This is a genomic window from Stenotrophomonas sp. YJH_SMC_65, assembly GCF_059369475.1.
Window position 1 is genome coordinate 311225 of record NZ_JCAFSR010000005.1, and the last position, 26435, is coordinate 337659.

21 protein-coding genes and 1 pseudogene are annotated in these 26435 nt (G+C 66.3%); 10 read left to right on the forward strand and 12 right to left on the reverse strand.

Annotated features, from left to right (window positions below):
* The gene (locus tag AC5P7A_RS11845) at nt 1-2637 is read right to left on the reverse strand and encodes an RHS repeat domain-containing protein (RefSeq protein WP_495220161.1); all 2637 of its coding nucleotides are present in this window, start codon (nt 2635-2637) and stop codon (nt 1-3) included.
* Nucleotides 2638-3141: 504 nt separating this feature from the next.
* Between AC5P7A_RS11845 and AC5P7A_RS11850 the strand changes: the two are divergent.
* Nucleotides 3142-3525, forward strand: a pseudogene (locus tag AC5P7A_RS11850) (hypothetical protein); the annotation flags it as partial.
* 504 nt (nt 3526-4029) lie between these two features.
* Nucleotides 4030-4386, forward strand: coding sequence for a hypothetical protein (locus AC5P7A_RS11855; protein WP_014645445.1), 357 nt, complete (start codon nt 4030-4032; stop codon nt 4384-4386).
* 532 nt (nt 4387-4918) lie between these two features.
* Here AC5P7A_RS11855 and AC5P7A_RS11860 read toward each other — a convergent pair.
* Nucleotides 4919-6895, reverse strand: a complete 1977-nt coding sequence (locus AC5P7A_RS11860) for a UvrD-helicase domain-containing protein (protein WP_014645444.1) — start codon at nt 6893-6895, stop codon at nt 4919-4921.
* A 99-nt stretch (nt 6896-6994) separates the two neighbouring features.
* On the opposite strand from AC5P7A_RS11860, the gene AC5P7A_RS11865 reads away from it, so the two are divergent.
* The 3 genes from AC5P7A_RS11865 (at nt 6995) to AC5P7A_RS11875 (ending at nt 9064) form a co-directional block, all read left to right on the forward strand.
* The gene (locus tag AC5P7A_RS11865) at nt 6995-7666 is read left to right on the forward strand and encodes an SEL1-like repeat protein (protein ID WP_014645443.1); all 672 of its coding nucleotides are present in this window, start codon (nt 6995-6997) and stop codon (nt 7664-7666) included.
* A 198-nt stretch (nt 7667-7864) separates the two neighbouring features.
* Nucleotides 7865-8434, forward strand: a complete 570-nt coding sequence (locus tag AC5P7A_RS11870) for an SEL1-like repeat protein (protein ID WP_235650296.1) — start codon at nt 7865-7867, stop codon at nt 8432-8434.
* Nucleotides 8435-8443: 9 nt separating this feature from the next.
* Nucleotides 8444-9064 carry a thymidine kinase gene (locus AC5P7A_RS11875; protein WP_008264720.1) on the forward strand — a complete coding sequence of 207 codons (621 nt, stop codon included), beginning with the start codon at nt 8444-8446 and terminating at the stop codon, nt 9062-9064.
* 419 nt (nt 9065-9483) lie between these two features.
* On the opposite strand, the gene AC5P7A_RS11880 is transcribed toward AC5P7A_RS11875, so the two are convergent.
* The 5 genes from AC5P7A_RS11880 to AC5P7A_RS11900 form a co-directional block, all read right to left on the reverse strand.
* The gene (locus tag AC5P7A_RS11880) at nt 9484-11088 is read right to left on the reverse strand and encodes an OpgD/OpgG family glucan biosynthesis protein (protein WP_014645440.1); all 1605 of its coding nucleotides are present in this window, start codon (nt 11086-11088) and stop codon (nt 9484-9486) included.
* 105 nt (nt 11089-11193) lie between these two features.
* Nucleotides 11194-12006 carry a bifunctional DNA-formamidopyrimidine glycosylase/DNA-(apurinic or apyrimidinic site) lyase gene (mutM, locus tag AC5P7A_RS11885; protein WP_014645439.1) on the reverse strand — a complete coding sequence of 271 codons (813 nt, stop codon included), beginning with the start codon at nt 12004-12006 and terminating at the stop codon, nt 11194-11196.
* A 76-nt stretch (nt 12007-12082) separates the two neighbouring features.
* Complete coding sequence (locus tag AC5P7A_RS11890) at nt 12083-12901, reverse strand: hypothetical protein (protein ID WP_495220162.1); 819 nt, start codon at nt 12899-12901, stop codon at nt 12083-12085.
* 198 nt (nt 12902-13099) lie between these two features.
* Nucleotides 13100-13432, reverse strand: a complete 333-nt coding sequence (locus AC5P7A_RS11895; RefSeq protein ID WP_197605485.1) for an EF-hand domain-containing protein — start codon at nt 13430-13432, stop codon at nt 13100-13102.
* Nucleotides 13429-14631, reverse strand: coding sequence for a DesA family fatty acid desaturase (locus AC5P7A_RS11900; RefSeq protein ID WP_014645436.1), 1203 nt, complete (start codon nt 14629-14631; stop codon nt 13429-13431). The genes AC5P7A_RS11895 and AC5P7A_RS11900 overlap by 4 nt, the downstream gene beginning before the upstream one ends.
* A 151-nt stretch (nt 14632-14782) precedes the next feature.
* Between AC5P7A_RS11900 and AC5P7A_RS11905 the strand changes: the two genes are divergently transcribed.
* Entirely contained in the window at nt 14783-15604 is an 822-nt protein-coding gene (locus AC5P7A_RS11905) for an ABC transporter ATP-binding protein (protein WP_032962356.1), read from the forward strand.
* A 130-nt stretch (nt 15605-15734) separates the two neighbouring features.
* Here the strand turns inward: AC5P7A_RS11905 and AC5P7A_RS11910 are convergent, their stop codons facing one another.
* Nucleotides 15735-16937, reverse strand: coding sequence for a DUF4785 domain-containing protein (locus AC5P7A_RS11910; RefSeq protein WP_046427650.1), 1203 nt, complete (start codon nt 16935-16937; stop codon nt 15735-15737).
* An 11-nt stretch (nt 16938-16948) separates the two neighbouring features.
* The gene (locus tag AC5P7A_RS11915; RefSeq protein WP_032962353.1) at nt 16949-17827 is read right to left on the reverse strand and encodes a hypothetical protein; all 879 of its coding nucleotides are present in this window, start codon (nt 17825-17827) and stop codon (nt 16949-16951) included.
* Between the two features lie 258 nt (nt 17828-18085).
* On the opposite strand from AC5P7A_RS11915, the gene AC5P7A_RS11920 reads away from it, so the two are divergent.
* On the forward strand, nt 18086-18925 hold the full coding sequence (locus AC5P7A_RS11920; RefSeq protein ID WP_049408886.1) for an acid phosphatase: 840 nt from the start codon (nt 18086-18088) through the stop codon (nt 18923-18925).
* 132 nt (nt 18926-19057) lie between these two features.
* Here the strand turns inward: AC5P7A_RS11920 and AC5P7A_RS11925 are convergent, their stop codons facing one another.
* Complete coding sequence (locus AC5P7A_RS11925) at nt 19058-21328, reverse strand: TonB-dependent receptor (protein WP_046427638.1); 2271 nt, start codon at nt 21326-21328, stop codon at nt 19058-19060.
* Between the two features lie 157 nt (nt 21329-21485).
* Here AC5P7A_RS11925 and AC5P7A_RS11930 point away from each other — a divergent pair, with 157 nt between their 5' ends.
* Nucleotides 21486-22505 carry a TIGR00266 family protein gene (locus tag AC5P7A_RS11930; RefSeq protein WP_142235497.1) on the forward strand — a complete coding sequence of 340 codons (1020 nt, stop codon included), beginning with the start codon at nt 21486-21488 and terminating at the stop codon, nt 22503-22505.
* 205 nt (nt 22506-22710) lie between these two features.
* On the forward strand, nt 22711-23703 hold the full coding sequence (locus AC5P7A_RS11935) for a patatin-like phospholipase family protein (RefSeq protein WP_032958418.1): 993 nt from the start codon (nt 22711-22713) through the stop codon (nt 23701-23703).
* Nucleotides 23704-23742: 39 nt separating this feature from the next.
* Here AC5P7A_RS11935 and AC5P7A_RS11940 read toward each other — a convergent pair whose 3' ends face one another.
* On the reverse strand, nt 23743-24228 hold the full coding sequence (locus AC5P7A_RS11940; RefSeq protein WP_014645428.1) for an Lrp/AsnC family transcriptional regulator: 486 nt from the start codon (nt 24226-24228) through the stop codon (nt 23743-23745).
* A gap of 125 nt (nt 24229-24353) precedes the next feature.
* Between AC5P7A_RS11940 and phhA the strand changes: the two genes are divergently transcribed.
* Complete coding sequence (gene phhA, locus AC5P7A_RS11945; protein ID WP_134808378.1) at nt 24354-25247, forward strand: phenylalanine 4-monooxygenase; 894 nt, start codon at nt 24354-24356, stop codon at nt 25245-25247.
* Between the two features lie 106 nt (nt 25248-25353).
* On the opposite strand, the gene AC5P7A_RS11950 is transcribed toward phhA, so the two are convergent.
* Nucleotides 25354-26409 (reverse strand): LacI family DNA-binding transcriptional regulator, encoded by a 1056-nt coding sequence (locus AC5P7A_RS11950; RefSeq protein WP_075075934.1) that lies wholly within the window; start codon nt 26407-26409, stop codon nt 25354-25356.
* Nucleotides 26410-26435: the final 26 nt, after the last annotated feature.

Below are 26435 nucleotides of genomic sequence, written 5' to 3' on the forward strand. Positions count from 1 at the left end.
TCAGTTTGCGGACTGGGCCACTTCGGTAGTGAGGCCAAATGCATTCCGTTTTATGCTGACTTTGCTTCCGTCGGCACGAATGATCTGCGCAGGCCGTTCATAGTCCGGTCCTTCAAAGGCATCAAACCGGGTAATCGTCTGATGGCCGAGCGGATCAACGACGGTAGTCGTAGCATTGCTGCTGTAGGCAATGGTCGTGATCAGCAGGCCTTGCTCGCTGTCCTGGGCCGAGGAAGTTTTCCTCCCAAGTGCGTCGTACTCAGTCCAGGTGCCGGTCGCCACATTGCTATCCTTTGAAGGGTAGGAAGTGAAGATCGGGCGACCCTCGCTGTCGTAGCTGTTCCTGACCCACCGTTGGGTCCCCGCGATGTCGTTTGCATCGTATTCGCGCACCAGGAGCGGCTGCCAAAGCGCATCGAGATAGGTTTCCTGACGCCGTGCCCCTTGAGCGTTATCGACTCGCCAGTGTCCCGGCGAAAGGCCGTACTCATCGGCCGCGACCTGCTGGAACGAGATGGTTGTCTTGGTCCACTGGTTCTCATCGACTGGTGGCTGGACCTCCTTCACGCGACCCATCGAATCGTGCTGATAGGACGTGGTCCTCTGCAGCGCATCCGTGGTTGAGGTGATCCACCCGTTTCCGTCGGCCGACATGCTGTTGGTGGTGCCATCAGGATTGGTGACCAGTCGCGGTACACCCCGATACCAGTCCTGGATTTGGGTCGTATTTCCCTTTCCGTCACGCACCGTACTGATCGTGCCATCCGCGGCATAAGTCACACTCTGCAGTAGCGCTCCAGCGCGATAGACGGCATTCGGCTTGGCCATGGCGTCATAGCTATATCGCGTGGTGACCTTCCCGGACACAACCTCCTTGACGCTCAACACCTGATCCAAGACCCAAGGGTTGGGCGTATCAAGATGCTCTCGTATCTCGGCCTTGGATCCGGAGGGGCCAGTGTAAGTCACGCGTGCCGGACGGGCATTGCGATTGAAGTCGCTGTAGACCACGCGATAGGTATCGCCATCCTGACTGAATTGGCTCTCGCTCAGCGCACTCAGCGTGCCCGCCAAGAACTGGCCTGACTGAAGTCCAATTGACCGTCCTACCCGGACGGCAAACGGACCTGTCTCGGAACCAAAGGTGTAGGTGCTTAGCTCATCACGTTGCACCTGGCCGGCCGCATCCAGAATCTGCTTTTGGAGGAGCTTTCGTTCGTTCAAGCCCGGATCTGCGCCATAGCGTTCGCGAATCTGCGTGCCATCCGGCTTGGTCAGGCTGGACCAGCGCCCACCTCCCGGCAACTGCAGGTTGTAGCCTCGCGTACTCACCATCGAAGGCAGTCCGGGCCCCATGATGCTGCGCTTCTTCAAGGACCATGCATCGTAATGCGACGGAAGGAGTCCGTTGCAAGGATCAGAGCGGATAAACAGCTCCATTTCAAAGTCGAAGATGCCTTGAGCACCTGACGGAGAGGTTACCGTCATCTGCGTGGGTGGAGGGGCATTGCCCGCGCGGATCTCGCACCCGCCCCCATCGTCACCGCCACGCAAAGGAAGGCTTGATTGAAGCCGCCCGCGATGACTGTAGGTCCAAGCAGAGCCATCCGGGAGTGTCACTTGGGACAAGCCGCCGTCATTTCCCTCCGTATCGCCCACATAGGCATACCGCCAAACTCGCCCATTGGCCGTGACTGTGGTCACCCGGCCGTCGCCATCGTAGCTCAGGTCAATCCGGCGTCCATCGCTGGACTCAATCCTGGTGAGCCGGTACCCGTCGTAACTATAAGACACCCAGTTCCCATAACGATCCTCAACACGCGATGCCAGAAGGTAGACGCGCTTACGCGCCATCATGCGACTCCCGGCCTTGGCTGTGGCGTAGGGCTTTTCCGCTCCCCAGTCAAAGAAGTACTTCTTGCCATCGGGCGTATGCCCCACGAACGCCTCGCCTGGGTATCCGTTGCGCGTTGCAGACAGACAAGTGAATCGCGCTCTGGACGCTGTCATCCACTTGGGTACCTCAAGGCCTGGCGCAGAGGCATAGGACGGGTCATCGGCAATCAGAAGTTCCTCGCCGGTTCCGCCATTCCACTTCACATCGATGCCAAAGCCGATGTCGGTGTAGCCCCAGGTCTCCAGCAGCAAGGGCGCGGTGTTGACCGAACAACGCTGCGTGGTCTGAGCCCCTTGGTCACCCGTGATCCATCCAGCGCCTTTGGTCCACACGCCCGACATATAAGGCACGACGATTTCCCAATCATCGAACAGTGTCAGACCCTTGGTCTCGCTATCGCGAAATCCTCGGTTAGTCGCCTCCACCGAAAAGCGTCGAGCGACGCTCACAGGAAGGTCAAAATTGCCGGGAATGGACACGTCCTCAATGAAGAACTCCGTACTACCGTCGAAGCCTGCGGTCCGATCGCCAAACACCTCATCGGTAGAGATAGCGGCGAGCGACTGCGCGCTCTTTATCCGCTTCTCATATTCTTGGTAATTGAAGAGCCCATCTTGCGCCGAAGCGTGGAACCCAGCCCCCAACGTAAGCGCTGCGCCCGTGATGATCGAGCAAAGTCGCGAATTAAGATAATTACTACGGGGGGATTTTCCCTCCCGCCTGTCCTTGGCAGAAATCATCTTCGCTACATCCTTGGATAAGGAGTGAAAGGAAAATCAGCTGCTGTTTGAGCAAAGAACTACGCCTATAGCTTCGCGTTGTCAAACCCCTATTGAGCGGAGCTGTAATGACCCACTAATTTTCCGATCAGGAGCTACGGCAATCTCCTACGGATTGGCCGCAGCCAGAAGTGAAACATCCTCTCAACCTATTCCGAGGCGATCTCGTGAGGAATTCACGATTCATCAAATTTCCTGCTGCACTTCCGCAAACCGATGCGCCAAAAACGACACCAGGCGTCTTTTGCCTGCTCATCCGGGTGATGCAGCAAGATCGGGAGGTTGAGGCTCTTCTACAATCGCCAGCCATATCGGAGTGAAACCCTTTTCATCAACACCACCCCATCAGATAGCTCTCCATAGGATTTGAGCTCATTAACTGACGCGTCATGCCAGGTCGCCCCCGATGGCACCCGACCCCACACCCACTATTGTGCCAACCCCCACACGGACGAGGCGGCACACATGCCCTATATCGGAATCGGATTCCACGTACTGGCAGCCATCTACTTCGCGGTGCGCGCCATTCGCTCGGGCCAGAGCCTCTACTGACTCATCCTGCTCTTCTCGTTTCCGCTGCTCGGCAGTGTCGTCTACTTCCTCGCGATCTACTTCCCGGAAGCCCGCAACTCGCGCGGCGCCCGCCAGGCCATTCGCTCTGCCAAGCAGTTGATTGAGCCGGGTCAGGACCTTCGCAACGCTCGCGCCGAACTTGCGCGCACGCCCACCGTGCAGAACCGCGTTCGCTTGGGCATGACGCTGCTGGATGCCGGCCAGGCAGACGAAGCCAGGACCCTGCTCGAGCAGGCGGTCAGCTCGCCATTGGGCGACGATCCCTACATCCTGACATGCCGTATGGCTGGAGCTGATCAAAGCCGCGCTGAAGAGGTGCTGAGACCAAACAGTCTCAGGCGCCCCTGTCGCATCCGCCTCGTTTATGACCCCGCCGGGCGGATGTCGACAGTCCGCTGGCATCCACAACCAACATCGCCGATAGCCTTGCAGCGCTGGGCTCCGGCCCCGTTACACCATATGCAACGATTCTGAAAATGTTGAAAGTGATGACGGCATCGGCCCTACTGCATTGGCATCACGCATAGGTCCGCGTATTCCTTGCCGTGCCACCGAGCACTGGTGGTCGGGATTCGAAACCCCGGTTGTGTGGATGTTGTTTGCACGTTGCCAGCCGGCACCGCCTCGTGCGGTGCCGGCTGGCAATCCGTCGGCCGGCTATGGCGGGCGATGCGTGGAGGCCTAGAGCCTGCCCGGTCATCCACACACGGGGTTTCGAACCATGCATCGTCCGCCACCTTTATCGGTGGCGGCTTCTGCCTGCACGCAAGGAGCCCAGCCATGACCCAGCCCCACTCCCCTGCCCCGCACCCAATCCACGACGTGCCCGCGAACGGGCCGGCGCTGGATCCGAGCACCCTCATTGCCCTGCTGCACAGCATCGGCTCCGGCGCTGCTTCCGATGGCCAACCCTGGCCGGAACGGCATCAGATGCCCGGCCGACGATTGGCCCTGGCCGACACCGACTGTTCGTTGGCGGGCCTGCGCGTGGTGCTGGAGATCCTGCTGGCCGCTCAGCGCGCCCGCGAGAACGGCGAACTGGAGCAGTACGTCGGCCCGCGGGTCATGGAAGGTCTGATCATGGCCGGGCTGGGACTCACCGCGCACGCCAGCACGCGCCTGCAGCCGGAGGGCTGAGTGGTGCGGCACCCTTGGGTGGCGATGGCGCTGTGCCTCGCCCCAGTGATTGCGGTACCGCGCCAGTGGTCGGTACCGTCCATACCCTCACCTCTCGCGTTCCAGAGCCTCTCTGGCGTGCGCTATTCGCAGCTGCGTCGCCAAGCGGTCCAGTTCGTGAAGGCACAGCCGAGGCAGGGATTCCAGCTCGTCGAACGACATGCAGACGGCGCTTTCCGGATTCACTGCAGAGACGTTCCAGTGCTGTGGTTGGATAGGCGCTCGCAGCATTTGCTGCTGCGGGTTTCACTGGATGCGAAACAGCGAGCGCCCGACGTTCTGCAGTTACGGGCGCTGCTGCAACGACAGATGCATCCATTGGACTACCTGGAACAGGTGCTTGCTGGCGTGCCGGAGCCTGTTTTGATGGATCGGGTGCGGTGGATACTTGCCGGTGGGTGCCCGATGGGGCGCGATGTGGCACGCAATAGTCGAGCGTGGCTCGACTCTAAAGAGGGAATGCTGCGCTCAACGAGGAGTGTTCAGACCCCACTTAGTCGAACAACGCCTCGATCGCCGCCAACCCGGCACTCGCCCGCTCCTTCTTCCGCGCCGCATCGGCCACCGGGTCGGCACCGTCGCGCTGGATTTCCTCGGCCGGAATCTCCTCGAAGAACCGGCTTGGCTTCAACCGCACATGTTCGCCGAACTTGCGCGTCAGCTTGCTGTAGCTCATCCACAGCTGGATCTTGGCGCGGGTAATGCCCACGTACAGCAGGCGCCGTTCTTCCTGCAGGTTGCCCTCGTCCAGGCTGACCTGGTGCGGCAGCACGCCGTCCTCGCAGCCGACGATGAACACGTACGGGAATTCCAGGCCCTTGGAAGCGTGCAGGGTCATCATGCGCACCTGGTTGCCGCCCTCGTCCTTGTCGCTGCGCGACAGCAGCGCCAGCTGGCCGGCCAGGTCGGCGGCGGTTGCACCGCGCGGGCCGCCCTCGAACCACTGCGCCAGTTCCTCGATGTTGTTTGCGCGGCGCTGGTAGCTGGCCTCTTCCTTGGCCTGCTGGCGCAGCTCGCTCAGCAACCCGGATTCCTTGGCCACCTTGCGGATCATGTCGCCGGACGTCACCTGGCGCATCTGTGCACGCAGGTCGCGCAGGATGTCGGTGAAGCGCGCCAGGCTGTTGGCCGCGCGCGGTGGGAGCTGCTGCAGGGCACCGATGGTTTCGGCCACATGCGCCATCGGCATGTCTTTCTCCTGCGCCAGTTCGGCCAGCCTGGCCAGCGTGCCGGCACCGACATCGCGCTTGGGTGACTGCACCGCACGCATGAACGCGGTGTCGTCGTCCGGGTTCACCAGCAGGCGCAGCCAGGCCAGCGTGTCCTTCACTTCCTGGCGCTCCAGGAACATGGTGCCGCCGGTCAGGTGATAGGGAATGCGCAGTAGCTGCATCGCCTTTTCCAGCGGGCGCGACTGGAAGTTGCCGCGGAACAGGATGCAGAAGTCACTCCACGGCACGTTGCGCGATTGCGCCACGAAGGCGATCTCGGCGGCGACCTTCTCCGCTTCATGTTCGCTGTTGCGGCATTCCCACACGCGGATGCGTTCGCCGTCGGCCTGGTCGCTCCACAGCTTCTTCAGGTGCTCATGCGGATTGTTGGCGATCAGCGCGTTGGCGGCGCGCAGCACGCGGTTGGAGCAGCGGTAGTTCTGCTCCAGCTTGATGATTTCCAGCGTGGGGTAATCGCGCCCCATCTGCTGCAGGTTTTCGGGATTGGCGCCGCGCCAGGCGTAGATCGACTGGTCATCGTCGCCGACGCAGGTGAAGTTGCCCTTCTCACCGGCCAGCTGCTTGAGCAGGCGGTACTGCGCGTCGTTGGTGTCCTGGCATTCGTCCACCAGCAGGTAGCCGATGCGCTCGCGCCAGGCCAGCGCGATCTCCGGGTTCTCTTCCAGGATCTGCACCGGCAGGCGGATCAGGTCGTCGAAGTCGACCGCATTGAACGCGGTCAGCCGCAGCTGGTAGCGCTCGTAGACGCTGGCCGCTTCCTTCTCGCGGTTGCTGCGCGCGGCGGCCATCGCCTGTTCGGGCGACAGGCCAGCGTTCTTCGCGCGCGACACCAGGTTCTTCATGTCCTCGATGTCATCGGGCTTGGCGCCGTACATCAGGTCCTTGATCTGCGCGGCGGCATCATCGGCATCGAAGATCGAGAAACCGCGCTTCAGGCCCACGGCGGCATGTTCGATCTGCAGGAACTTCAGGCCCAGCGCATGGAAGGTACAGATGGTCACCTCGTCGGCGTCCTGCTCGCGCAGGCGCTTGGCCACGCGCTCGCGCATTTCCTTGGCCGACTTGTTGGTGAAGGTGATCGCAGCGATGCGGCGGGCCGGGTAGCGGCCACAGCCGATCAGGTGGGCAATCTTCTCCACGATCACGCGCGTCTTGCCGCTGCCGGCGCCGGCGAGCACCAGCAACGGGCCTTCGACGTGCAGGACCGCGGCAGCTTGGGGAGGATTCAGACCGTGCATGGGGACAGGATTGTAGCGGGGTGCCGGCAGGCCCACCTGACTTGCATGGCGCCCGCCCGTAAGGTATTGAATCGGCACCGGAACACAGGAGCGTGGTCCATGTCCCCGACTGTCATCGCCCGTCCGCTTGCGGCCGCCCTGCTCGGCCTGCTGGCCCTGCCTGCGGCCGGGTCCGGCCCGCCGCCGCGCACGGATGCCTATGAAGCGATCGTGCTGCAGTCGCACGAGTTCCTCGTCTACCATCCGGACCTGCGCTTCCGTGGGCTCGGCATGCAGGCCCGCGAACGGGGCCGCCACGAAGAAGCCCGCATCGACTTCCGCAATGCCGCGCGCTACGGCGACAAGCTGTCACAGGCAGCGCTGGCCGACATGCTCTGGAACGGGCAAGGCGGCCCGGCTGACCGCGCCCTGGGCTACGCGTGGATGGACCTGGCGGCCGAGCGCGGCACCGAGTGGCTGGTGGTGCAGCGTGAACGCTTCTGGGAGGCGCTGTCCGCCGACGAACGCGAGCGTGCGGTGCGCGAGGGCCGCGCGCTGTACGCCGAGTTCGGTGACCCCGCCGCCACACCGCGGCTGGAACGCGAGCTGCGCGCCGGCAGCATGCAGCAGACCGGCAGCCGCGCCGGCTGGAGCGGCGCCATGCGCAGCCAGGGCCGCGGCGATGCCGGGCCGCGCGTGCTGCAACCGGAGAAGCACCAGCTGGCCCGTTACTGGGATCCGGTGGCCTACCGGCAATGGCAGGACGAGGCGTTGGCGAAGTCGGGGCGATGACGTTGGTTTTTTTCCATGGCCATGGCCAGGAGGGCGATCATGAAGGCGAAACACGCTCCACTCTGCCTGTTGCTGCTTCTGTCGACGGCCGCTGCCGTCGCCGCAAAGGAATGTCCGGTTGAGGCCCCGCGACGGATTCCGCCCACCGTCCTGACCGGAGGGTTTTTCGATTCGCACCCGGACCTCTTCTGGCGAAGCATGGCCCAACGGGCCGAACAGGATAAACAGCCCGCCAGGGCCCTGGTCTACTACAAACGCTCGGCACGCTACGCCGACAAGTTCTCCCAGGCAATGGTGGCAAGGCTGTACCAGGCGGGTATCGGCACTGCGCCGGACCCGGTGATGGCCTACATCTGGATGGACCTGGCCGCCGAGCGCATGTACCACGACTTCCTGGTCCTGCGGGAACACTACTGGGCACGCCTTGATCCGCTGCAGCAGGCACAGGCGATCGAGCGCGGCCAACAGGTATACGCCGACTATGGCGACCGCGTAGCCAAGCCCCGCATGGAACGGGCGCTCAGCGACGGGCGCCGGCAGATCACCGGCAGCCGCGTCGGCTACGTGAGCTCGGCCCTGGTCGTCGTGCAGCGCCGCGGCGACGAGCAGGGCATCGCAACACCAGGCAACATCGTCTACGACAACGACTACTGGAAGGCCGCCGACTACTGGTGCCTGCAGGACAACTACTGGCGGCCAGCGCTTGCGCCCAGCATCGAGATCGGTGCACCGCAGCAGATCCGCGACGGCGGGCCGGGTGGCGACTAGAATTGGCCGATGGCCAAGCTCTACTTCTACTACTCGGCGATGAACGCCGGCAAGACCACTACCCTGCTGCAGAGCGCACACAACTACCGCGAGCGCGGCATGCGGGTGGCGATCCTGACCCCGCGCCTGGACGACCGCGCCGGCGCCGGCGTGGTCGCCTCGCGGATCGGCCTGCGCGCCGATGGCATGGCCTTCGACCGCGATACCGACCTGCAGCGCTGGGTGGAGCAGGATCTGGCGGCCAACGGCCCGATGGGCTGCGTGCTGGTGGACGAGGCGCAGTTCCTGACCCGCGCCCAGGTCTGGCAGCTCAGCGAGGTAGTCGACCAGCTGCGAATTCCGGTGCTGTGCTACGGCCTGCGTACCGACTTCCGCGGCGAGCTGTTCGAAGGCAGCCAGTACCTGCTGGCCTGGGCCGACGAGATGCAGGAGATCAAGACCATCTGCCACAGCGGCAAGAAGGCGACCATGACCGTGCGCGTGGACGAGCATGGCCACGCCGTGCAGGATGGCCCGCAGGTGGAGATCGGTGGCAACGACCGCTACGTGTCGGTCAGCCGTGCGGAGTTCAAGAAGATCACCCGCGGCGAAGGGCGGATCGACCCGGCGCAGGCACCCCTGCCGCTGTAAGGGGTGTTCTTTTGCAGGGCTTGCAGCCCTGCACCGGCTCAACGCAACGGCAACGGCCAAAGCCAAAGCGGCATTCCGCGGGATGGCGGGGCGGTGTGGGTGGGTGTCGACCTTGGTCGACACATCTGTCAGATATCGAGTGAGATTCCGGGGTCAGATCCGTTTTCCTTCGTAAAACGGATCTGACCCCATGAGCAATTCCGACAGATCGCGGCGATCTGTCGAAGGCGGGGTGGGTCCGGTGGCGGGAGTGTTCGCGGCATGGATGCCGCGACCAAGCCCCCAGGGAAGGGTTTACGGCGTCTCCCGCCGCCGGACCCACCCCGCCTACCCTCAGGAAACCAGCTTCTGCTTCGGCTGTTGCTGTTGCTCTGGCCTCTGCAGGTGCAGGGCTGCAAGCCCTGCAAACCCAACCCCTCTTAGTACAGCGTGCGCTCCGGCGCACCCGCCGGCGGCGGGGTGTACTGGTACAGCCAGGTTTCCGTAAGCGTCTTGCCGCCACTGCGCAGGAACAGGCGGATGTCGATCTGCTCGGTACTGCCTTCCGGCGGCACCAGGTCGAACATCGCGCGATAGCCGTTGATCTCGCGCAGCGGGCGCGCCGACACGATCTCGACCCGGCCACGGCTGGCTTCCACCACCGCCTCGACCTCACCCTTGTCGATCAGGCTGGCCAGCTCGCCCCCTTCGAAGTCCACCGCGAAGCGCCAGCTGAAGTACTCGCGCTTCTTGCCGACCACACCGCCCAGGCCGGTGCGGCTGGCCACGCAGTGCGCCAGCGGCGGGCGCGCCGGCGGTTCGGCGCCCCAGTACAGGCGGTAGCCGACCAGCAGCTCCTGGCCCGGCTGCGGCTTTTCCTTCGGGTTCCAGAACGCCACGATGTTGTCGAACGTCTCGTCCACGGTGGGAATCTCCACCAGCTGCACCGAGCCCTCGCCCCATTCGCCCTTCGGCTCCACCCACAGGCACGGGCGCTTCTCGTAGAACACGCCGTCGTCCTGGTAATGGTCGAAATTGCGGTCGCGCTGCAGCAGGCCGAAGCCGCGCGGGTTGCGGTCCACGAACATGTTGAAGCGCAGGTTGCGCGGGTTCAGCAGCGGCCGCCAGATCCATTCGCCAGCGCCGGTCCACAGCGACAGGCCATCGGTATCGTGGATCTCCGGGCGCCAGTCCCATGCCATGCGGCGGTCGTTCTCGCCCACCTGGTACATGCTGGTGCACGGTGCGATGCCGAGCCGCTCGATCGGCTTGCGCGGGTACAGCGCGCTGTCGATGTCCATCAGCAGCACGTCGCCATTGGTGATCGCGAAGCGATAGGCGCCAGCCACGCTGGGTGAATCCAGCAGGCCGTAGACCACGATCGTGTCCGAATCAGCCGATGGCTGTTCCAGGTAGTAGGCGATGAAATCCGGGAATTCCTCCGGCTTGCCCATCCCGGTGTCGATCGCCAGGCCGCGCGCGGACTGGCCGTACTGGCCTTCCTTGCCGACCGCGCGGAAGTAGCTGGCGCCGAGGAAGGCGGCGAAGTCGCGGTCAGTGTCCTTGCGGGTGTTCAGGCGGAAGCCGGCGAAGCCGAGGTCGGCCGGCAGCTCGCCATCCTTGATGCCGCTCTTGCCGTAGTTGAACGCCGCGCCGTCATAGGCCAGCTCCTGCGCCTTGCCGTCGACCACGTCGAACATGCGCACCGGCGAATGGAAGTACAGGCCCAGGTGGAAGAACTTGGCCTGGAACTTGCCGGGCTGGTCGGCCCACAGCGCATGGTCCTGGCGGTAGCCGATCGACTGGTACTGGTCCCAGTCCAGTCCTTCCAGACGGCCCGGCAGCACCCGCTTGTGGCTCTTGTAGGGCGCCTGCGCCAGCGCGCGCGCCTGGCCCTTCAGGGTAGCGAAGTCGAACGGTTGCGGCTGGCCGAGGCGGCGCAGGCCCATCTGGCCGCTCCTGCTGGCCGCGCACGCGGGCAGGGACGGCAGGCCGAATGCAGCCAGGGCGAGGGAGGCATTGCGGATGAAGTCGCGTCGTTGCATGCAGGCGCGTCAGGCACAGGGAGGAAGGTCGGCCATCATAGGCAGACAAACGTTAACGGGCAGCGGAGACGCGCCCTGCCCGTTCAGCTGCCGCTGGCTGCCGGCTCAGCGCTGGCAGTGGCTGCACCAGACGCTGGCGCGCTGGCCGATGGTGGCGTGCTTCAGCGCGCGGCCACAGTTCGGGCAGGGCAGCCCGTCACGGCCGTACACCAGCAGTTCCTGTTCGAAGTAGCCCGGCGCGCCATCGGGGCTGATGAAATCGCGCAGGGTGGTGCCGCCACGGGTGATGGCATAGCCCAGGATCTCCTTCACCGCGTCGGCCAGCCGCTGGTAGCGTTCGCGCGAGATCTTCCCAGCCTCGCGCAGCGGACTGATGCCGGCCTTGAACAGGCTCTCGGCGGCGTAGATGTTGCCCACGCCCACCACCACCGCCTGGTCCATCAGGAAGGTCTTCACCGGCGCACTGCGGCCACGGCTGCGCGCAAACAGGTAGTCGCCGTCGAATCCCTCGTCCAGTGGCTCCGGGCCCAGCCCCTGCAGCAGCGGGTGGATCTCACCGGCGGGCTGCCAGAGCAGGCTGCCGAATCGGCGCGGGTCGTTGAAGCGCAGCAGGCGGCCGTTGTCCAGACTGATATCCACATGGTCGTGGGCGCGCAGCGGTGTGTCACCGGGCAGCACGCGCAGGCTGCCGGACATGCCCAGGTGCAGCACCGCGCTGCCGATGGCGGTATCCAGCAGCAGGTACTTGGCGCGCCGGCGGATGTCCTCGATGCGCTGCCCCGGCAGCAGCTCGGCCACTTCCGGTGGAATCGGCCAGCGCAGGTCGGCGCGGCGCAGGATCACGCCATGCACGCGGCGGCCCTGCAGGTGCGGCGCCAGGCCGCGGCGGGTGGTTTCGACTTCGGGCAGTTCAGGCATGCAGGGATTCTATCCCCGCTCTGCGGCCGGCACCTGGCCGTCGATGCCGGGGAATGATCCCCGGCATCGACCGGTGTCAGGCGCCCTGGCCGGCGCGCACAGGCTCCGCCGGAACCGGTGCCGCAGCGGCGGAACGGTCCGGGAACAGCGACGGCAGCGTTTCCACGAACCGGGCCAGGCACTGGTCGCTGTAGCGCTCGGCCGTCTGCTTGACCAACGCATAGTCGTCGGCCTGCCAGGCTTCCAGGGGTGCGGCCACCGGTGCGTCGACCTGGCACTGCACGCCTTCGCCACCGACCAGGCGCAACAGCTTGCGGGTATACGGGAAGCCGACGTGCTGGGTCTGGCGCAGCTCGTACTGGGTATCGGCATCGCCCAGTTCCTTGTAGATCAGGGTGAAGCCATCGGCGGTGATCTGCACCGGCCGTACCTCTGCCGGCACAGCGCCCGGATGCGCGGTGAAGTACTCGGCCAGGCGCATGCGCACCTGGTCCTGCAGGTAACCGAAGGCCGGGTTCGGAACGGTCTCCACCCGGGTTCCCTTCAGCTGGTCCTTCTTGAACGAGCTGCCGCCGAGCGTGCCGGAAAACAATGACACGGCAACCTGCGCGGCCACCAGCTTGCCGGTGGTGGAACGCTGCACCAGGCGCAGCGTCTTGTCGCCGACTGGCTGGCCATTCGCGCCCATCTGCAGCTTTACGCTCACCGGCACCCGGCTTTCCCAGGCAGGCAGCTCCGCCACGGCGGCGACAACGCCGGCATCAGCGGCGGGAACGTCTGCAGCCGTCGCCGTGTCGGACGGGGCGGTCGGGGGTGGCTCATGGGCCAGCACAGGCGAGGCGATGACGAGGCTGCCGAGCAGCGCGGCCGCCAGCAGCGGTGGGTTCGATTTCATGGGGGATCCTTGGGTCGTGTCGGGCCAGTGCAGGCGATTCCGTTCGGCATCGATCATCGCAATGGCACCGCACTCCCTTCCATGTCCTTCCCCCTACCGCGATCCATCGCGGTCGACATGCCAGATCGCCTTACCCGTGCGGATCGACCGGTACCCGGGATCGCGTCGAACCCACCATCGGCAGCACGCCGGGAATCTTTAGCGCGGAGGCGCCGCCAGTTCGCGCGCATCCAGGAAACCATCACCGTTGGCATCCTGCTTGTGGAAGCGCTGCACGATCACCTGCCGCTGCTGCTCGCGGCTGATCGCCCTGCCCTTGCCACCGGGCAGCTCCTCGGCCGTCAGCACACCATCACCGTTGCGGTCCATGCGGTCGAAGGCATACAGCATCCACTGCACGTACTCGGCCTCGCTGATCCTGCCGTCGCCATCGCTGTCCATCCGCTGCAGATAGCTGGCGGTGTCGGTGACCTGGGCCAGCGCCGCGCCCGGCAGCAGTGCCGCCAGCAGAAGCCCGTACCCTGCCCTCACGCGCCCACCAGGCTGTAGCCCTTCAAGCGTGCGGCGTAGGCCTGCAACGCCGCGATACCGCTTTCCTCGGCCTCGCGGCACCACGCCTGCAACTGGTGCAGGCGCTCGGCGGCGTCGTGGCCTCGGGCTTCCAGCAACGCCGCCAGCCGCGCGCGGTACTCGACCAGGGTGCGGATGCGCGGGCGCTGTGCCACCCATGCGCTGAGCTGGGCACGGCTGTCCGGCTTCAGCCAGCGACCATCGTTGACCAGTCCACGGCGCAGCCGGCGCGGCAGCAGGCGGCGCAGCTTGGCTCCGGCCTGGGCGGCTTCCTCGCGCAGGGCCGGCATGAACACATTGCGCTGGTAGTCGGTCATCGCCTGGAAGCGATGCGACAGCAGCGCCTTAAGGGTCTCGGCATCGGGCACGGCGATGTTCGGACGCACGTCCATGGCCGGTGCCACCCGCAGCACCTTGGCCAGGCGCAGCGCCTGCAGCAGGCGGATCGCACTCCAGCCGATGTCGAATTCCCAGCGCCGCATCGCGAAGCGCGCCGAGCTGGGGAAGGCATGGTGGTTGTTGTGCAGCTCCTCGCCACCGATCCAGAACCCCCACGGCGTGAGATTGGTGGAGGTATCGGCAGACTCGTAGTTGCGGTAGCCCCACCAGTGGCCCAGGCCGTTGACCACGCCGGCCGCCCAGAACGGGATCCATGCCATCTGGATCGCCCACAGGGCCACGCCGGGCAGGCCGAACAGCACGCTGTTGATCACCAGCAGCAGCACCGGGCCCAGCGTGGCGTGCGGGGTATACAGGTGGCGCTCGATCGCATCGTCCGGGGTACCGCGCCCGTACTGTTCGATGTCCGCGCGCATGCCGCGTGCCTCCCGGTACAGCTCCACGCCGTGCCAGAACACCCTGCCGATGCCGCGGGTGACCGGGCTGTGCGGGTCGTCCTCGGTCTCCACCTTGGCGTGGTGCTTGCGATGGATGGCCACCCACTCGCGGGTGATCATCGAGGTGGTCAGCCACAGCCAGAAACGGAACACGTGGGCCAGCGCCGGGTGGAAATCGACCCCGCGATGGGCCTGGCTGCGGTGCAGGTACAGGGTCACCGAGAAGATGGTGATCTGGGTGAAGACCAGGAGCACTGCCAGCATGGCCCACCACCCCAGGCCGAGCACACCACCGGTCAACAGGGACATCAGGGCATCAGGCATGACGGCTCTCCGGATCGACGCGGGGATGGCAGACATGATGGCCGCTTGCGTTGCAAACTGCATCCCTGCGGCGATGTATCGCATCGCCATCCGTGGCACCGTTCACAGTTGGGGACCTGAGTTGTCGAGCCTTGATCCACGCGCCAGCGCCATGACCGCCGCCCCGCCCGTCGCGGAGCTGCCCCCCTTGATCGAACTGGACCGCGCCACCGTGGTGCGCGGCCAGGTGAAGGTGCTGCACGGGCTCAGCCTGCGCATCGCGCAGGGCCAGCACACCGCCCTGCTCGGCCCCAACGGCTGCGGCAAATCCACCTTCATCAAGCTGATCACCCGCGAACTGTATCCACTGGCGCAGGGCGACGGCACGGTGGCGGTGAAGGTGCTGGGCCAGAACCGCTGGCAGGTGGACCGGCTGCGCTCGCAGCTGGGCATCGTCACCGGCGACCTCAGCAGCAACCTGGCCGACATGCCCGGCCTGACCGTGGAACAGGCGGTGCTGTCCGGCTTCTTCGCCAGCTACGTGGTGCCGGCCTTCCGCGAGGTGACCGCCGACATGCGTGCACGCGTCGGTGAAACGCTGGCGATGACCGGCGCCCTGACGCTGCGCGAGCGCGCCTATGCCGAGCTGTCGGCCGGCGAGACCCGCCGCGTGCTGATCGCCCGCGCGCTGGTCAATCGACCGCAGGCACTGCTGCTGGACGAACCCTCCACCGGGCTGGACCTGGTCGCCCGCGAGCAGCTGGTGGCGACCATGCGGGTGCTGGCGCAGCAGGGCATCACCCTGGTGCTGGTGACCCACCACATCGAAGAGATCATTCCCGAGATCGAGCGCGTGGTGCTGCTGCGCGATGGTCGCGTACTGGCCGACGGCACCCGCGCCGAGCTGCTGCGCAACGAACCGCTGTCGGCGGTGTTCGGCGGCGCGATCACCGTATGCGAGCAGGAAGGCCGGCTGACCGCGTACGCGGGGTGATCGACATGCCACTGTAGAGCCGAGCCGATGCTCGGCTGCTCCTGATCACGACAAACAGCAGCCGGGCATCGGCTCGGCTCTACAGGATGCAATGCAGCGGGCCGGATATCCCGGCCCGCCACCGCCGTGCTCAGAACCGCAACGCCAGCGCGCGCGACTCGATCGGTGCCATCCGGCTCTGGTCCTGCAGCTGCAGGTCGCGCAGTTCGTACGGCGCACCGAAACCGGCCGGCAATGCGGCCTGGTCGAACGGCAGCACCAGCTGGCCTGCACCGGGGCCATCGAACCACGCCGCCGCATGTGCCTGCGCGACCGGCTTCAACTGGCCATCGCGGGCCGTGGCGTACAGCGTGCCGCGTGCTTCGTAGCGGCCAGCGGCGGCCACCTGCAGCGGCAGTGCCACCTGGCGGCTGGACGGGTCCGGTGCCGCCTGGCCACTGAAGCGCGCGGTCGGCCGTGCCACCGCGAAAGCCACCTTGCCGTCGCGCAGCACGCCATCGGCCTGGGCGAACACCTGCAGTTCCCACAGCCCCTGCACGCTGCCGAGATCGGCGGGGATGCGCACCTGCGCGCGCAGGCTGCCGTCGGTGGTGCGCAGCAGGCGCTGCGGCCAGCTGCGGCCATCCGGTGCGACCAGCAGGGCTTCACCGCCCAGGCCGCCACGGCGCGATGCCAGCTGCGCGGTGGTGGCGCCGTCTTCCAGCAGGCGTGCCTGCAGCTGCACGTTGCCACCAGCCAGCACCTGCGCCTGGTTGGCCTGCACTTCCAGCCGCAGCGGGCTGTTCGGCTCAAGCACCTGCACCACATAGCGGCCCTGCGCCTGCGTGCTCTGCAGCGTGTACGCACCGGCCGAACTGGTCGCGCCGGTGCGCAGCATGCTGCTGCCATCACTCACCGGCATGCCGGCATCCTGCAGCGCGCGCGCATCGACACTGCGGGCCACGCTGCTGCGGCCGGCCGGGTCGCGCACCTGCAGGGTGTTGGCAGGCAGCGCGCGGGCACCTGCGGCCGGGCTCAGCTGGATCACCGCATCGGGCGCCGTCAGCGGCAGGTCCAGGCCGCGTTGCAGCTGCGTGCCATCGACCTGCTGCCAGTAGCTGCGGCTGACCGAGGCATACGGCGTGGCCGCCTGCAGCGGTTGTGCCGGGTCCAGCGCCCAGGCAAAGGACAGCGGCGCGTGCTCGCTTTCATCGGCGGGCAGCGGCGCGGCCACCAGTGCGGCAGGCACCTGATCGCCCGCGCGGGCGGCCTGCAGCGGCTGCGCGGCCTGCGCTGCGGAAAGGGACAGCACGGCCAGCAAAGCACTGGCCAGCAGGGTGGAATGGTTCGTCATGGTCATCTCCCTCACTGGTTCAGGTCGTTGCGCAGCAGGGTGCCGAGGCCGAAGCACTCGCGCCGGCTCTGGTTGTGGCTGAGTGGTTCGGCGCCCTGGGTGCGTGCCTTGTCGGTGAACCAGGTGGTGCCGGCAGCCTTCTGGCTGCTGCACTCCAGGAAGCCATCGGAGCAGGACGACAGCCAGTTCTGGGTGAACTCCAGGCCGACATTGGCGGCGTAGCCACCGCAGTAGCTGTTGCTGTCCCACACCGCCGATTCCACATCGCTGCCGACCACCGCACGGAACGGTTTGGGCAGCGCCGGGCGACCGGCCGTGCCGTACAGGTTCTGCGCGTTGTAGGTGGCCATGCTTGCCACCTGCTGCTGGCGTACCGCGTCGTTCTTGTAGCCCAGCAGCCAGCCCAGCGACGTTTCGAAGGTATTGCCGTTGAGCACTGCATCGGCCAGCGGTGTACCGGCCGAGGACGGAGCCAGCGCATTGACCTTGCGCACCGTGCGGATGATCTTCGGATAGCGGCTGTCGTAGGTCGGGTTGGACAGGATCCAGCGCATCACGTTGCCGCCGTTGGAGTGGGTGATCACCACCAGCTGGGTGATGCCACGGCTGTCGATGAAGCCGGTCAGCTGGTTGGCCAGGCAACCGGCCGCTTCCGGTTTCCACATGTACTGGGTGAAGTCACAGTTGATGACGACGTAGTTGCTGCTGTTCGGCAGACCCTGGCGCACGGTGTCGATGATCGCCGGCTGCCAGTAGTCCTGGGTGGCATTGGTCTGCGCGCCGGTGCCATGCACGAAGGCCACGCCGACCACGTCGGCGGCCTGCGCCGGGGCGGTTGCCAGCCCGAGGAGCAGGGCCAGGACGGTACTTCCTGTTGCGGTGCTGCGCATCGCTTCTCTCCCTCTGTCAGTGGATCCCCCCGACCCGGCTGGAACTGGACGGCCTCTCGACCCCGTTGTGTCGATGCTCGCGGCGCAGGCGCGTGAAAGTCCGTGCGCTGCGCCCGGATTCAGGAGACTGACGACACTCGATGACGTTTTTCATACTGCCCCGATGACCATGCCGGGTCTGGCCGTATGACCGATGGCCACTGCGGTGTCGCATACGGGCTGCGATCATGACGCGATGTTTTTCCTCTGGAGCCGTCCATGTCGCTGATTTCCCACACCGCCCGCCCACTGCTCGGTCTCACCGTTGTCGCGGTCCTGGCTGGCTGCGCAGCCACCGCCAGCAAGCCGACCGCCGTCGAAGCCAACATCACCACCAAGGCGGTGGGCTATCTGGACACGAGCGCGGTTCCGGCCAGCCTGGACCTGGTGCCGGCACCACCGGCGGCCGGTTCGGCCGCCCTCGCCCTGGACGAACAGGTCAGCCGTGAAGCCCGCGCGCTGCGTGGCAGCCCGCGCTTCGCCCAGGCCGGCGTCGATGCGGAACTCGGCTTCCCCGAAGGCGCCAACCACTTCTCCTGCGCCGCCGACATCGACGTCGATGCAGTGAAGACCCCGGCGCTGTACCGACTGCTGGAGCGCAGCCGGATCGACGCCAGCGCCGCCACCAAGGCGGCCAAGAACCACTACCAGCGCCCGCGCCCGTTCATGGTCAACGGTGAGCCGACCTGCTCGCCGAAGGACGAGGACGGCCTGCGCAAGAACGGTTCCTATCCGTCCGGCCACACCTCGATCGGCTGGGCCTGGGCCCTGATCCTGTCGGAGATCGCGCCGGACCGCGCCGATGCCATCCAGGCCCGCGGCCGCAACTACGGCGAGAGCCGCCTGGTGTGCAACGTGCACTGGCAGAGCGACATCCTCGAAGGCCGCTTCATGGGCGCGGCCGCCGTGGCCCGCCTGCATGACAACGCTGCCTTCAACAAGGACCTGCTGGCCGCACGCAAGGAGATCGAGGCGGCGCGCAAGGCCGGTCGGCACTCCAGCCGCGACTGCGCCACCGAGAATGCGGTGCTGAAGGTGCGCCCGCAGAGCGCGCTGTAGGCCACGCCTCTGTAGAGCCGAGCCATGCTCGGCTCAGAGCAGCCGAGCGCAGGCTCGGCTCTACACGAAGCAGGAAACAGAAGGGCCGGCATTGCGCCGGCCCTTCTGCATTGCATCAACGCAACCACCGCATCAGAACTTCGCGGTGAACTCCACGCCCCAGGTACGCGGCTCGTTGAGGAAGCCGGTCAGGTTGTTGAAGTCGATCGCGCCGACCACGCGGGTCTGGTTGGTCAGGTTGCGACCGAACACCGCCACGTCGTACTGGCCGTAATCCCAGTTGTAGCCCAGGCGCAGGCCGCCTTCCAGCGAACTACGGCCGCGGAATTCCGGCGACTCGTAGATGAAGAAGTTCACCGCACTGCGGTAGGCCCAGTCGGTGTAGGCGTACAGCTCGCTGCCATCGCTGAGCGGGAAGCCCACGCGCAGGGTCGCGTTGTGGATCCACTTCGGCGCCTGCGGCAGCGGGTTGCCGTTCACCAGCGCATAGGTCTGGCCGTTGATCACCGTGGTCGGGTCGGTGATGGTGCAGCCACCGCCGCAGATCGCCACCGCCAGGTTCTTGTCCTTGATCTCGGTGTCGTTGTAGCTGCTGCCGAAGGTCAGCAGGACGTTGTCGGCCAGGTAGGCCTCCAGGTCCAGCTCGACGCCCTGGCCGATGGTCTTGTCGGCGTTGAGCAGGGTGGCGGTGTTGTTGCTGCCGCCCACCGCGATCAGCTGCTGGCCATCGACGTTGTAGCGGAACACGCTCAGGCCCAGGCGCGCGCGGCGCTCGAACAGGTCGGCCTTGATGCCGGCCTCGTACGAGATCACCTTCTCCGAATCGGCCTGCGACAGGCCTGGCGCGAAGGCCAGGCGGCCCTGGATCGACGGCGCGCGGAAGCCCTTGGCCACGCGGGCATAGGCGTTGATGTCGTCGGTCAGCTTGTAGACGCCGCTGACATCCCAGCTGACGTCGTTGACGTCGGTGTTGGCCAGGTACGGGCCACTGACCGGGGTGCCGAACGGAACGGCCTGCAGCACGCTGGCGCTGAAGTCCTTCTTGTCCTGGGTGTAGCGCACGCCGGCACGCAGCTTGAAGCGGTCGGTGACATCGAAGTCACCCGAGGCGAACACCGCCCAGGCCTTGTTGCGCTGGTTCTGCACCACGTGGCCGGTCTGCGGATTGCCCGGGGCCAGCGAGTCGTAGTTGAAGTTGTTGATGGTCACGTCTTCATCGAAGTAGAAGACGCCGGCCTGCCAGTCGAAGCGGCCCCACTCGTTGGACTCGATGCGGACTTCCTGCGTCCACTGGCGGTGATGCGGCAGGCCGTCAGCCGACTCCGACGAGAACGGAATCAGGCCGGGGCCGTAGTTGCCGGCGCCAAGGAACGCCGCGCCGTAGCCACCGTCAATGTCACCGCGGTTGAGCGATTCGGCGGTTTCGTAGCCGGTGATCGAGTGCAGCGTCACCGAGCCGAGGTTCCACTGCAGGCGCGCGCTGCCACCCCAGGTCTTCAGGTCGGAGAAGTTGACGCCGTCGTTGGCCACCTTGTCGCGGTCGAAGTTCTCGACCAGCGAGTTGCCACCCTTCTCGATGATGTTGGCGCGGAACAGGCGGGCGGTGCCATTGAGCTTGCGCTTGTGCAGGTTGAACAGCGCTTCGAAGTCATCGCCTTCGTACAGGAACTGCACGCGGCCGGCGGCTTCGTCATAGCCTTCGAAGCCACTGTTGGGAGCGCCGACGCGGGTGTTGTCGACCCAGTCATCGCGGCGCTGGTAGATCGCCGAGACGCGTGCCGACCAGCGATCGGTCAGCGGGCCGCCGTAGGCGCCCTGCACGTTCCAGCTGTTGTAGCTGCCGTAGCCCACGCGGATGTAGCCATCGGCATCCTGCGACGGTCGCGCCGAATCGAACTTGACCACGCCGGCCGGGGTGTTGCGGCCGAACAGCGTGCCCTGCGGACCACGCAGCACTTCCACGTTGGCCAGGTCGAACAGCGGGAAGCCCTTCAGCAGCGGGCTTTCCTGCACCACGTCGTCGTACACCAGCGACACCGGCTGCGACGCATTGAGGTCGAAGTCGGTGTTGCCCAGGCCGCGGATGTAGAAGCGCGGGAAGGCACGGCCGTAGGACGACTCGATGTTGAGGCTGGGCACGCGTGCGGCCAGGAAACGGATGTCATCGCCGGCCGAACCGAGCACATCCAGCTTCTCGCCCTGGATCGCGGAGAGCGCGACCGGCACGTCCTTGGCGTTCTCGACACGGCGCTGCGCGGTCACCTGCAGGGCGTCGAGGGCAACCGGATCCTTGGCAGCGGGGGTTTCCTGGGCGGCTGCTACCAGCGGCAGCAGGGCGGAAAGAGCGGCAACGAGGGGGCGCGCGACCGGAAATCGGCCACGGGAAGTGCGGGTCGGGGACATGGCGGTAGGCTGTGTTTGGAGGGGTGGTAAAACGGCGCTACCAGATAATTGTTGCAATACAGCACCTACGCCGCAAATGCCCGCCGTTCATGGCCCCGTCGCCGGCACCCCCGGGCGCTCGCTAGACTCGGGGTTTCCACGCGACGGACCCGCCGCCATGACCCAGTGGTACTTCCATGCCTCCGCCCAGGCCGAGCGAATCGGCCCGCTTGATGACGGGGCCGCACGCCGCTACGCGCAGGCCAATCCACGCGCCCTGGCATGGTGCCAGGGCATGAGCGGGTGGACGCCGATCGCCGAGGTGGCCGAGCTGCAGGCTCCGGCCCCGGGCATGCCCAACACACCGCCGCCGGTCCCGGTCGCCGCCGGCGCCAGCGGCCGCGCCGACGACATCGAGTTCCGCATCGTCGGCCATGAAATGCAGTTCGTGGAGATCGAGCTCGACCCCGGCGAGAGCGCCATTGCCGAGGCCGGCGCCTTGATGTTCAAGGACGCCACGGTACAGATGGACACGGTGTTTGGCGCTGCCAACGGTGACCAGGGCGGCTTCATGGGCAAGGTGATGGCCGCCGGCCGCCGTGTGCTGACCGGCGAGAGCCTGTTCGCCACCGTCTACACCCAGAGCGGGCATGGCAAGGGCAAGGTCGCCTTCGCCGCGCCCTACCCCGGCACGGTGCTGGCGATGAAACTGGACCAGCACGGCGGCCGCCTGATCTGCCAGAAGGACAGCTTCCTGGCCGGCGCGCGCGGCGTGCAGATCGGCGTGCAGTTCCAGCGCAGGATCATGACCGGCCTGTTCGGCGGCGAGGGCTTCATCATGCAGAAGCTGGAAGGCGACGGCTGGGTGTTCATCCATGCCGGTGGCTGCGTGATCGAGCGCGAGCTGGCCGCCGGCGAGCGCCTGGACGTGGATACCGGCTGCGTGGTGGCCTACCACTCCAGCGTGGACATGGACGTGCGCCGGGTGGCCGGCATCAAGAGCATGCTGTTCGGCGGCGAAGGCGTGTTCCTGGCCACGCTGACCGGCCCCGGCAAGGTCTGGCTGCAGTCGCTGCCGTTCTCGCGCCTGGCCGGCCGCATGTGGATGGCCGCACCGCAGGGCGGCGGCCAGAGCCGCGGCGAAGGCTCGGTGCTGGGCGGCCTGGGCCGGATGCTGGATGGTGACAACCGGTTCTGACCCACTCATTTGGTAGGTGCCAACCTTGGTTGGCACATTCCTTCAGCGCGCGACCAGGCATTTGTGCGGACCAAGGTCCGCACCCACCAGAAGCGATTCACGTTTTTTTTTGCTGAATAGGGAGTTCCCCCCACCCTGCCCGCCCCGCCACGGCTTCGGTATGCTGGCGCCCTTTCCTGAATCCAGCGCCGCGAGCGCACTGCCGATGAGCCTGTTCCGCCCCCGCATGCTGCTGTCCGTCGCCCTGATCGGCCTGCTGGCCGGCTGCGGTGGCGACCCGGTCCGCCCCACGCCGCCGCCGGCGCCGACCGTGGTGCCGCAGGCCAAGCCGATCAGGATCGGCATCGCCCTCGGTGGCGGCGCGGCCAAGGGCTTCGCGCACATCGGCGTGATCAAGATGCTGGAAGCCAACGGCTTCGAGCCGGCCGTGGTCTCCGGCACCAGCGCCGGCAGCGTGGTCGGTGCGCTGTATGCCAGCGGCATGGACGCCTTCCAGATGCAGAGCAAGGCAGTCGCGCTGGACGAAGCCAGCATCCGCGACGTGCGCCTGTTCTCCGGTGGCCTGGTGCAGGGCCAGAAGCTGCAGGACTACGTCAACGAGCAGGTCGCCAACCGTCCCGCCGAGCGCCTGAAGAAACCGTTCGCCGCCGTTGCCACCCAGCTGGAAACGGGCGAGCGCGCGATCTTCGTGCGCGGCAACGTCGGCCAGGCGGTGCGCGCGTCGAGCAGCATCCCCGGTGTGTTCGAGCCGGTGAAGATCGGCGGCCGCAATTACATCGACGGCGGCGTGGTCAGCCCGGTGCCGGTGGATGCCGCGCGCCAGCTCGGCGCCGACTTCGTGATCGCCGTGGACATCTCCAGCAAGGCCAGCGGCAAGGCACCGACGGACATGCTGGGCATCGTCAACCAGTCCATCTCGATCATGGGCCAGCGCCTGGGCGAGCAGGAGCTGGCGCGCGCCGACATCGTCATCCGTCCGAAGGTACTGGACATCGGCGCCGCCGATTTCAGCCAGCGCGGCACCGCGATCCTGGAAGGCGAGAAGGCCGCAATGGCGGCCATGCCGCAGATCCGCGCGAAGATCCAGCAGTTGCAGCGCGCGCGCGCCGCCGCGGCGGCACCCGCGCCGGTGGCCGCACCAAAGTGCGAGGAAGCCTCGCGCCTGGGCAAGCTGATGGGCCGCAAGGACAAGTGCTGATCCATTGATGCCAGGCCACCGGGCACGCCTGGTGGCTGCTCAGGGCTCCAGCTGCGACAACGGCAACGCCTGGAAACCCTTCACCGTGCGCAGCACGAAGCTGGAATTGGCATCGGCCACGCCGCCGGCGTTGAGCAGCCGGTCCAGCAGGAAGTGCGAGAAGTGCTCCAGGTCGCGCACGTAGACGTGCAGCAGGTAGTCCATGTCGCCGGTCAGCGCATGGCAGGCCACCACCTCGTCCCACGCTTGCACGCTGTCCACGAAGTGGCCGATGGCGGCCTGGTCATGCTTTTCCAGCTGCACGCGCACGAAGGCCTGCAGGCCCAGGCGCAGCTGGCGCGGTTCCAGCCGCGCGCCATAGCCGACGATCACGCCCTCGCTTTCCAGCCGCTGCAGGCGGCGCAGGCAGGCCGAGGGCGAGAGGTTCACCCGTGTCGCCAGCTCGGCGTTGGTGGCGCGCCCATCCCGCTGGATTTCAGCCAGTAGACGTATATCCGTGCGATCGAACTGGACTTCTCCGGCCATTGTTGCCCCGCAACATGGTGAGTACGCAAGGATATTGCGCCAACAAGGCCAATCGACGCAACTTTTGCAACCCTGTTGCGTGCGCCCTGCCCTAGCATCGTGGGTATCCCGTCAAGGAGTGCCCCATGGACCTCGCCCAGCCCCGCCGCGTCGAACACCAGCAGACCGACAAGGGCTACGTGCCGGTGTATACCACCGCGCTCGTCGAGCAGCCGTGGGACACCTACAGCGCCGACGACCACGCCACCTGGAGCACGCTGTACCAGCGCCAGCGCGAACTGCTGGTCGGCCGCGCCTGCCAGGAGTTCCTCGACGCGCAGGACGAGATGGGCATGAGCGCACACATGATTCCGCGCTTCGACCAGCTCAACGAAGTACTGGGCGCCGCCACCGGCTGGACCCTGGTCGGCGTTGAAGGCCTGCTGCCGGAACTGGATTTCTTCGACCACCTGGCCAACCGCCGTTTCCCGGTGACCTGGTGGATCCGTCGCCCGGACCAGATCGACTACATCGCCGAACCGGACCTGTTCCACGATCTGTTTGGCCACGTGCCGCTGCTGATGAACCCGGTGTTCGCCGACTACATGGAGGCGTACGGCCGTGGCGGCGTCAAGGCCCACGCGATCGGCCCGGATGCACTGCAGAACCTGACCCGCCTGTACTGGTACACGGTGGAGTTTGGCCTGATCGATACGCCCGACGGCCTGCGCATCTACGGCGCCGGCATCGTGTCGTCGAAGGGCGAGTCGCTGTACTCGCTGGAATCGACCGCGCCCAACCGCATCGGCTTCGACCTGCAGCGGATCATGCGCACCAAGTACCGCATCGACACCTTCCAGAAGACCTACTTCGTCATCGACAGCTTCGAACAGCTGATGCAGGCGACGTCGCCGGACTTCACCCCGATCTACGCGGCACTGGCCGACCAGGCGCATCTGCCGGCCGGTGATGTGCAGGGCGATGACCGCGTGTTCCAGAAGGGCACGGGTGAAGGCTGGGCCGACGGCGGCGACGTGTAAGCGCGTAACGCACACCGCTCCGCAGTGGAAACGGCGCACCCTGGTGCGCCGTTTTCGTTGTTGCCTGCACCGTTCTGTCGCGACGGCGCAGGCGAGGGCAGGACACTCAGCCGTCCACGGCCCGGCAGGAACCGCGCACCATCAGTTGCGGATGCACGCTGGCCGCAGCCGGCGCCTCCGGTACGTCGGTCTGCACCAGCATCGTGGCAGCCATGCGGCCGATGTCGGAGACGTGGCGGCGTACCGACGTCAGCGGCGGCCACAGCCGCGACGCCAGCGGGCTGTCGTCGTAGCTGACGATCGACAACTGCTGCGGCACCGCGATGCCCGCACGCAATGCCACCTGGTAGACGCCCGCGGCGATTTCGTCGTTGCCGGTGAAGATCGCACTGGGGCGTTGTCCGCCCATCAGCAGGCGTTCGGCGGCATGCACGCCGGACTCGAAGGTGTCGCCCGCTTCCAGCACGCGCTCGCCCGGCAGGGTCACGCCGACCTGGGCCAGCCGATCAAGGAAGCCGTGGGTCCGCTCGCGGGCAGCGCGCCGGTCACCGGGACCGGCAATCACCGCGATGTCGCGGTGGCCGAGCGAGAGCAGGTAGCCCGCAGCCGCCGCCGCACCATCGCGATCGTGGGTGACCACCGCCTGCACGTCTTCTTCCGACGCATGCGCGTTGATGCGGATGTGGCGGCAGTCGATCGCGTCGAGCATCTGCGCCAGCGCCATCGATTCGGAGGCGCGCGGGCCGAGGATCACGCCATGCAGTTTCTGCTGCTGCACGAAACGGCGCACGCCGTCCGCACAGTCCGGATCCTGGCTGTTGCACGGGTGCACCACCAGCTCATAGCCGGTGCCGCGCAGCGCTTCCAGCGCGCCGTGCTGCAGGTCGACAATGCATTGGGCGCCGGGGTCGTCATACACCAGGCCGATCAGGAAGGAGCGGCGGAACGCGAGTCCGCGCGCCAGCGGGTCGGGCACGTAACCGACCTCCCGCATCAACGCCTCGACCTTGTCGCGGGTGTCTTTGCGCACCAGCGGCGAGTTGTTGATGATTCTTGAAACCGTTTTCTTGGAAACTCCCGACAGTCGTGCGATGTCGTTGATCGTGGCAGCCTTGCCTTTCGATGCCGGCAACGCGGCATCGCTCATATTTCGCACTGACATGTATAGAACCAGGTAAGTCGGAGAAT

Coding starts and splice junctions, on each gene's coding strand:
- AC5P7A_RS11845 (WP_495220161.1), bottom strand. CDS start 2,637: ATGATTTCTGCCAAGGACAGGCGGGAGGGAAAATCCCCCCGTAGTAAT.
- AC5P7A_RS11855 (WP_014645445.1), top strand. CDS start 4,030: ATGACCCAGCCCCACTCCCCTGCCCCGCACCCAATCCACGACGTGCCC.
- AC5P7A_RS11860 (WP_014645444.1), bottom strand. CDS start 6,895: ATGCACGGTCTGAATCCTCCCCAAGCTGCCGCGGTCCTGCACGTCGAA.
- AC5P7A_RS11865 (WP_014645443.1), top strand. CDS start 6,995: ATGTCCCCGACTGTCATCGCCCGTCCGCTTGCGGCCGCCCTGCTCGGC.
- AC5P7A_RS11870 (WP_235650296.1), top strand. CDS start 7,865: ATGGCCCAACGGGCCGAACAGGATAAACAGCCCGCCAGGGCCCTGGTC.
- AC5P7A_RS11875 (WP_008264720.1), top strand. CDS start 8,444: ATGGCCAAGCTCTACTTCTACTACTCGGCGATGAACGCCGGCAAGACC.
- AC5P7A_RS11880 (WP_014645440.1), bottom strand. CDS start 11,088: ATGCAACGACGCGACTTCATCCGCAATGCCTCCCTCGCCCTGGCTGCA.
- mutM (WP_014645439.1), bottom strand. CDS start 12,006: ATGCCTGAACTGCCCGAAGTCGAAACCACCCGCCGCGGCCTGGCGCCG.
- AC5P7A_RS11890 (WP_495220162.1), bottom strand. CDS start 12,901: ATGAAATCGAACCCACCGCTGCTGGCGGCCGCGCTGCTCGGCAGCCTC.
- AC5P7A_RS11900 (WP_014645436.1), bottom strand. CDS start 14,631: ATGCCTGATGCCCTGATGTCCCTGTTGACCGGTGGTGTGCTCGGCCTG.
- AC5P7A_RS11905 (WP_032962356.1), top strand. CDS start 14,783: ATGACCGCCGCCCCGCCCGTCGCGGAGCTGCCCCCCTTGATCGAACTG.
- AC5P7A_RS11910 (WP_046427650.1), bottom strand. CDS start 16,937: ATGACGAACCATTCCACCCTGCTGGCCAGTGCTTTGCTGGCCGTGCTG.
- AC5P7A_RS11915 (WP_032962353.1), bottom strand. CDS start 17,827: ATGCGCAGCACCGCAACAGGAAGTACCGTCCTGGCCCTGCTCCTCGGG.
- AC5P7A_RS11920 (WP_049408886.1), top strand. CDS start 18,086: ATGTCGCTGATTTCCCACACCGCCCGCCCACTGCTCGGTCTCACCGTT.
- AC5P7A_RS11925 (WP_046427638.1), bottom strand. CDS start 21,328: ATGTCCCCGACCCGCACTTCCCGTGGCCGATTTCCGGTCGCGCGCCCC.
- AC5P7A_RS11930 (WP_142235497.1), top strand. CDS start 21,486: ATGACCCAGTGGTACTTCCATGCCTCCGCCCAGGCCGAGCGAATCGGC.
- AC5P7A_RS11935 (WP_032958418.1), top strand. CDS start 22,711: ATGAGCCTGTTCCGCCCCCGCATGCTGCTGTCCGTCGCCCTGATCGGC.
- AC5P7A_RS11940 (WP_014645428.1), bottom strand. CDS start 24,228: ATGGCCGGAGAAGTCCAGTTCGATCGCACGGATATACGTCTACTGGCT.
- phhA (WP_134808378.1), top strand. CDS start 24,354: ATGGACCTCGCCCAGCCCCGCCGCGTCGAACACCAGCAGACCGACAAG.
- AC5P7A_RS11950 (WP_075075934.1), bottom strand. CDS start 26,409: ATGTCAGTGCGAAATATGAGCGATGCCGCGTTGCCGGCATCGAAAGGC.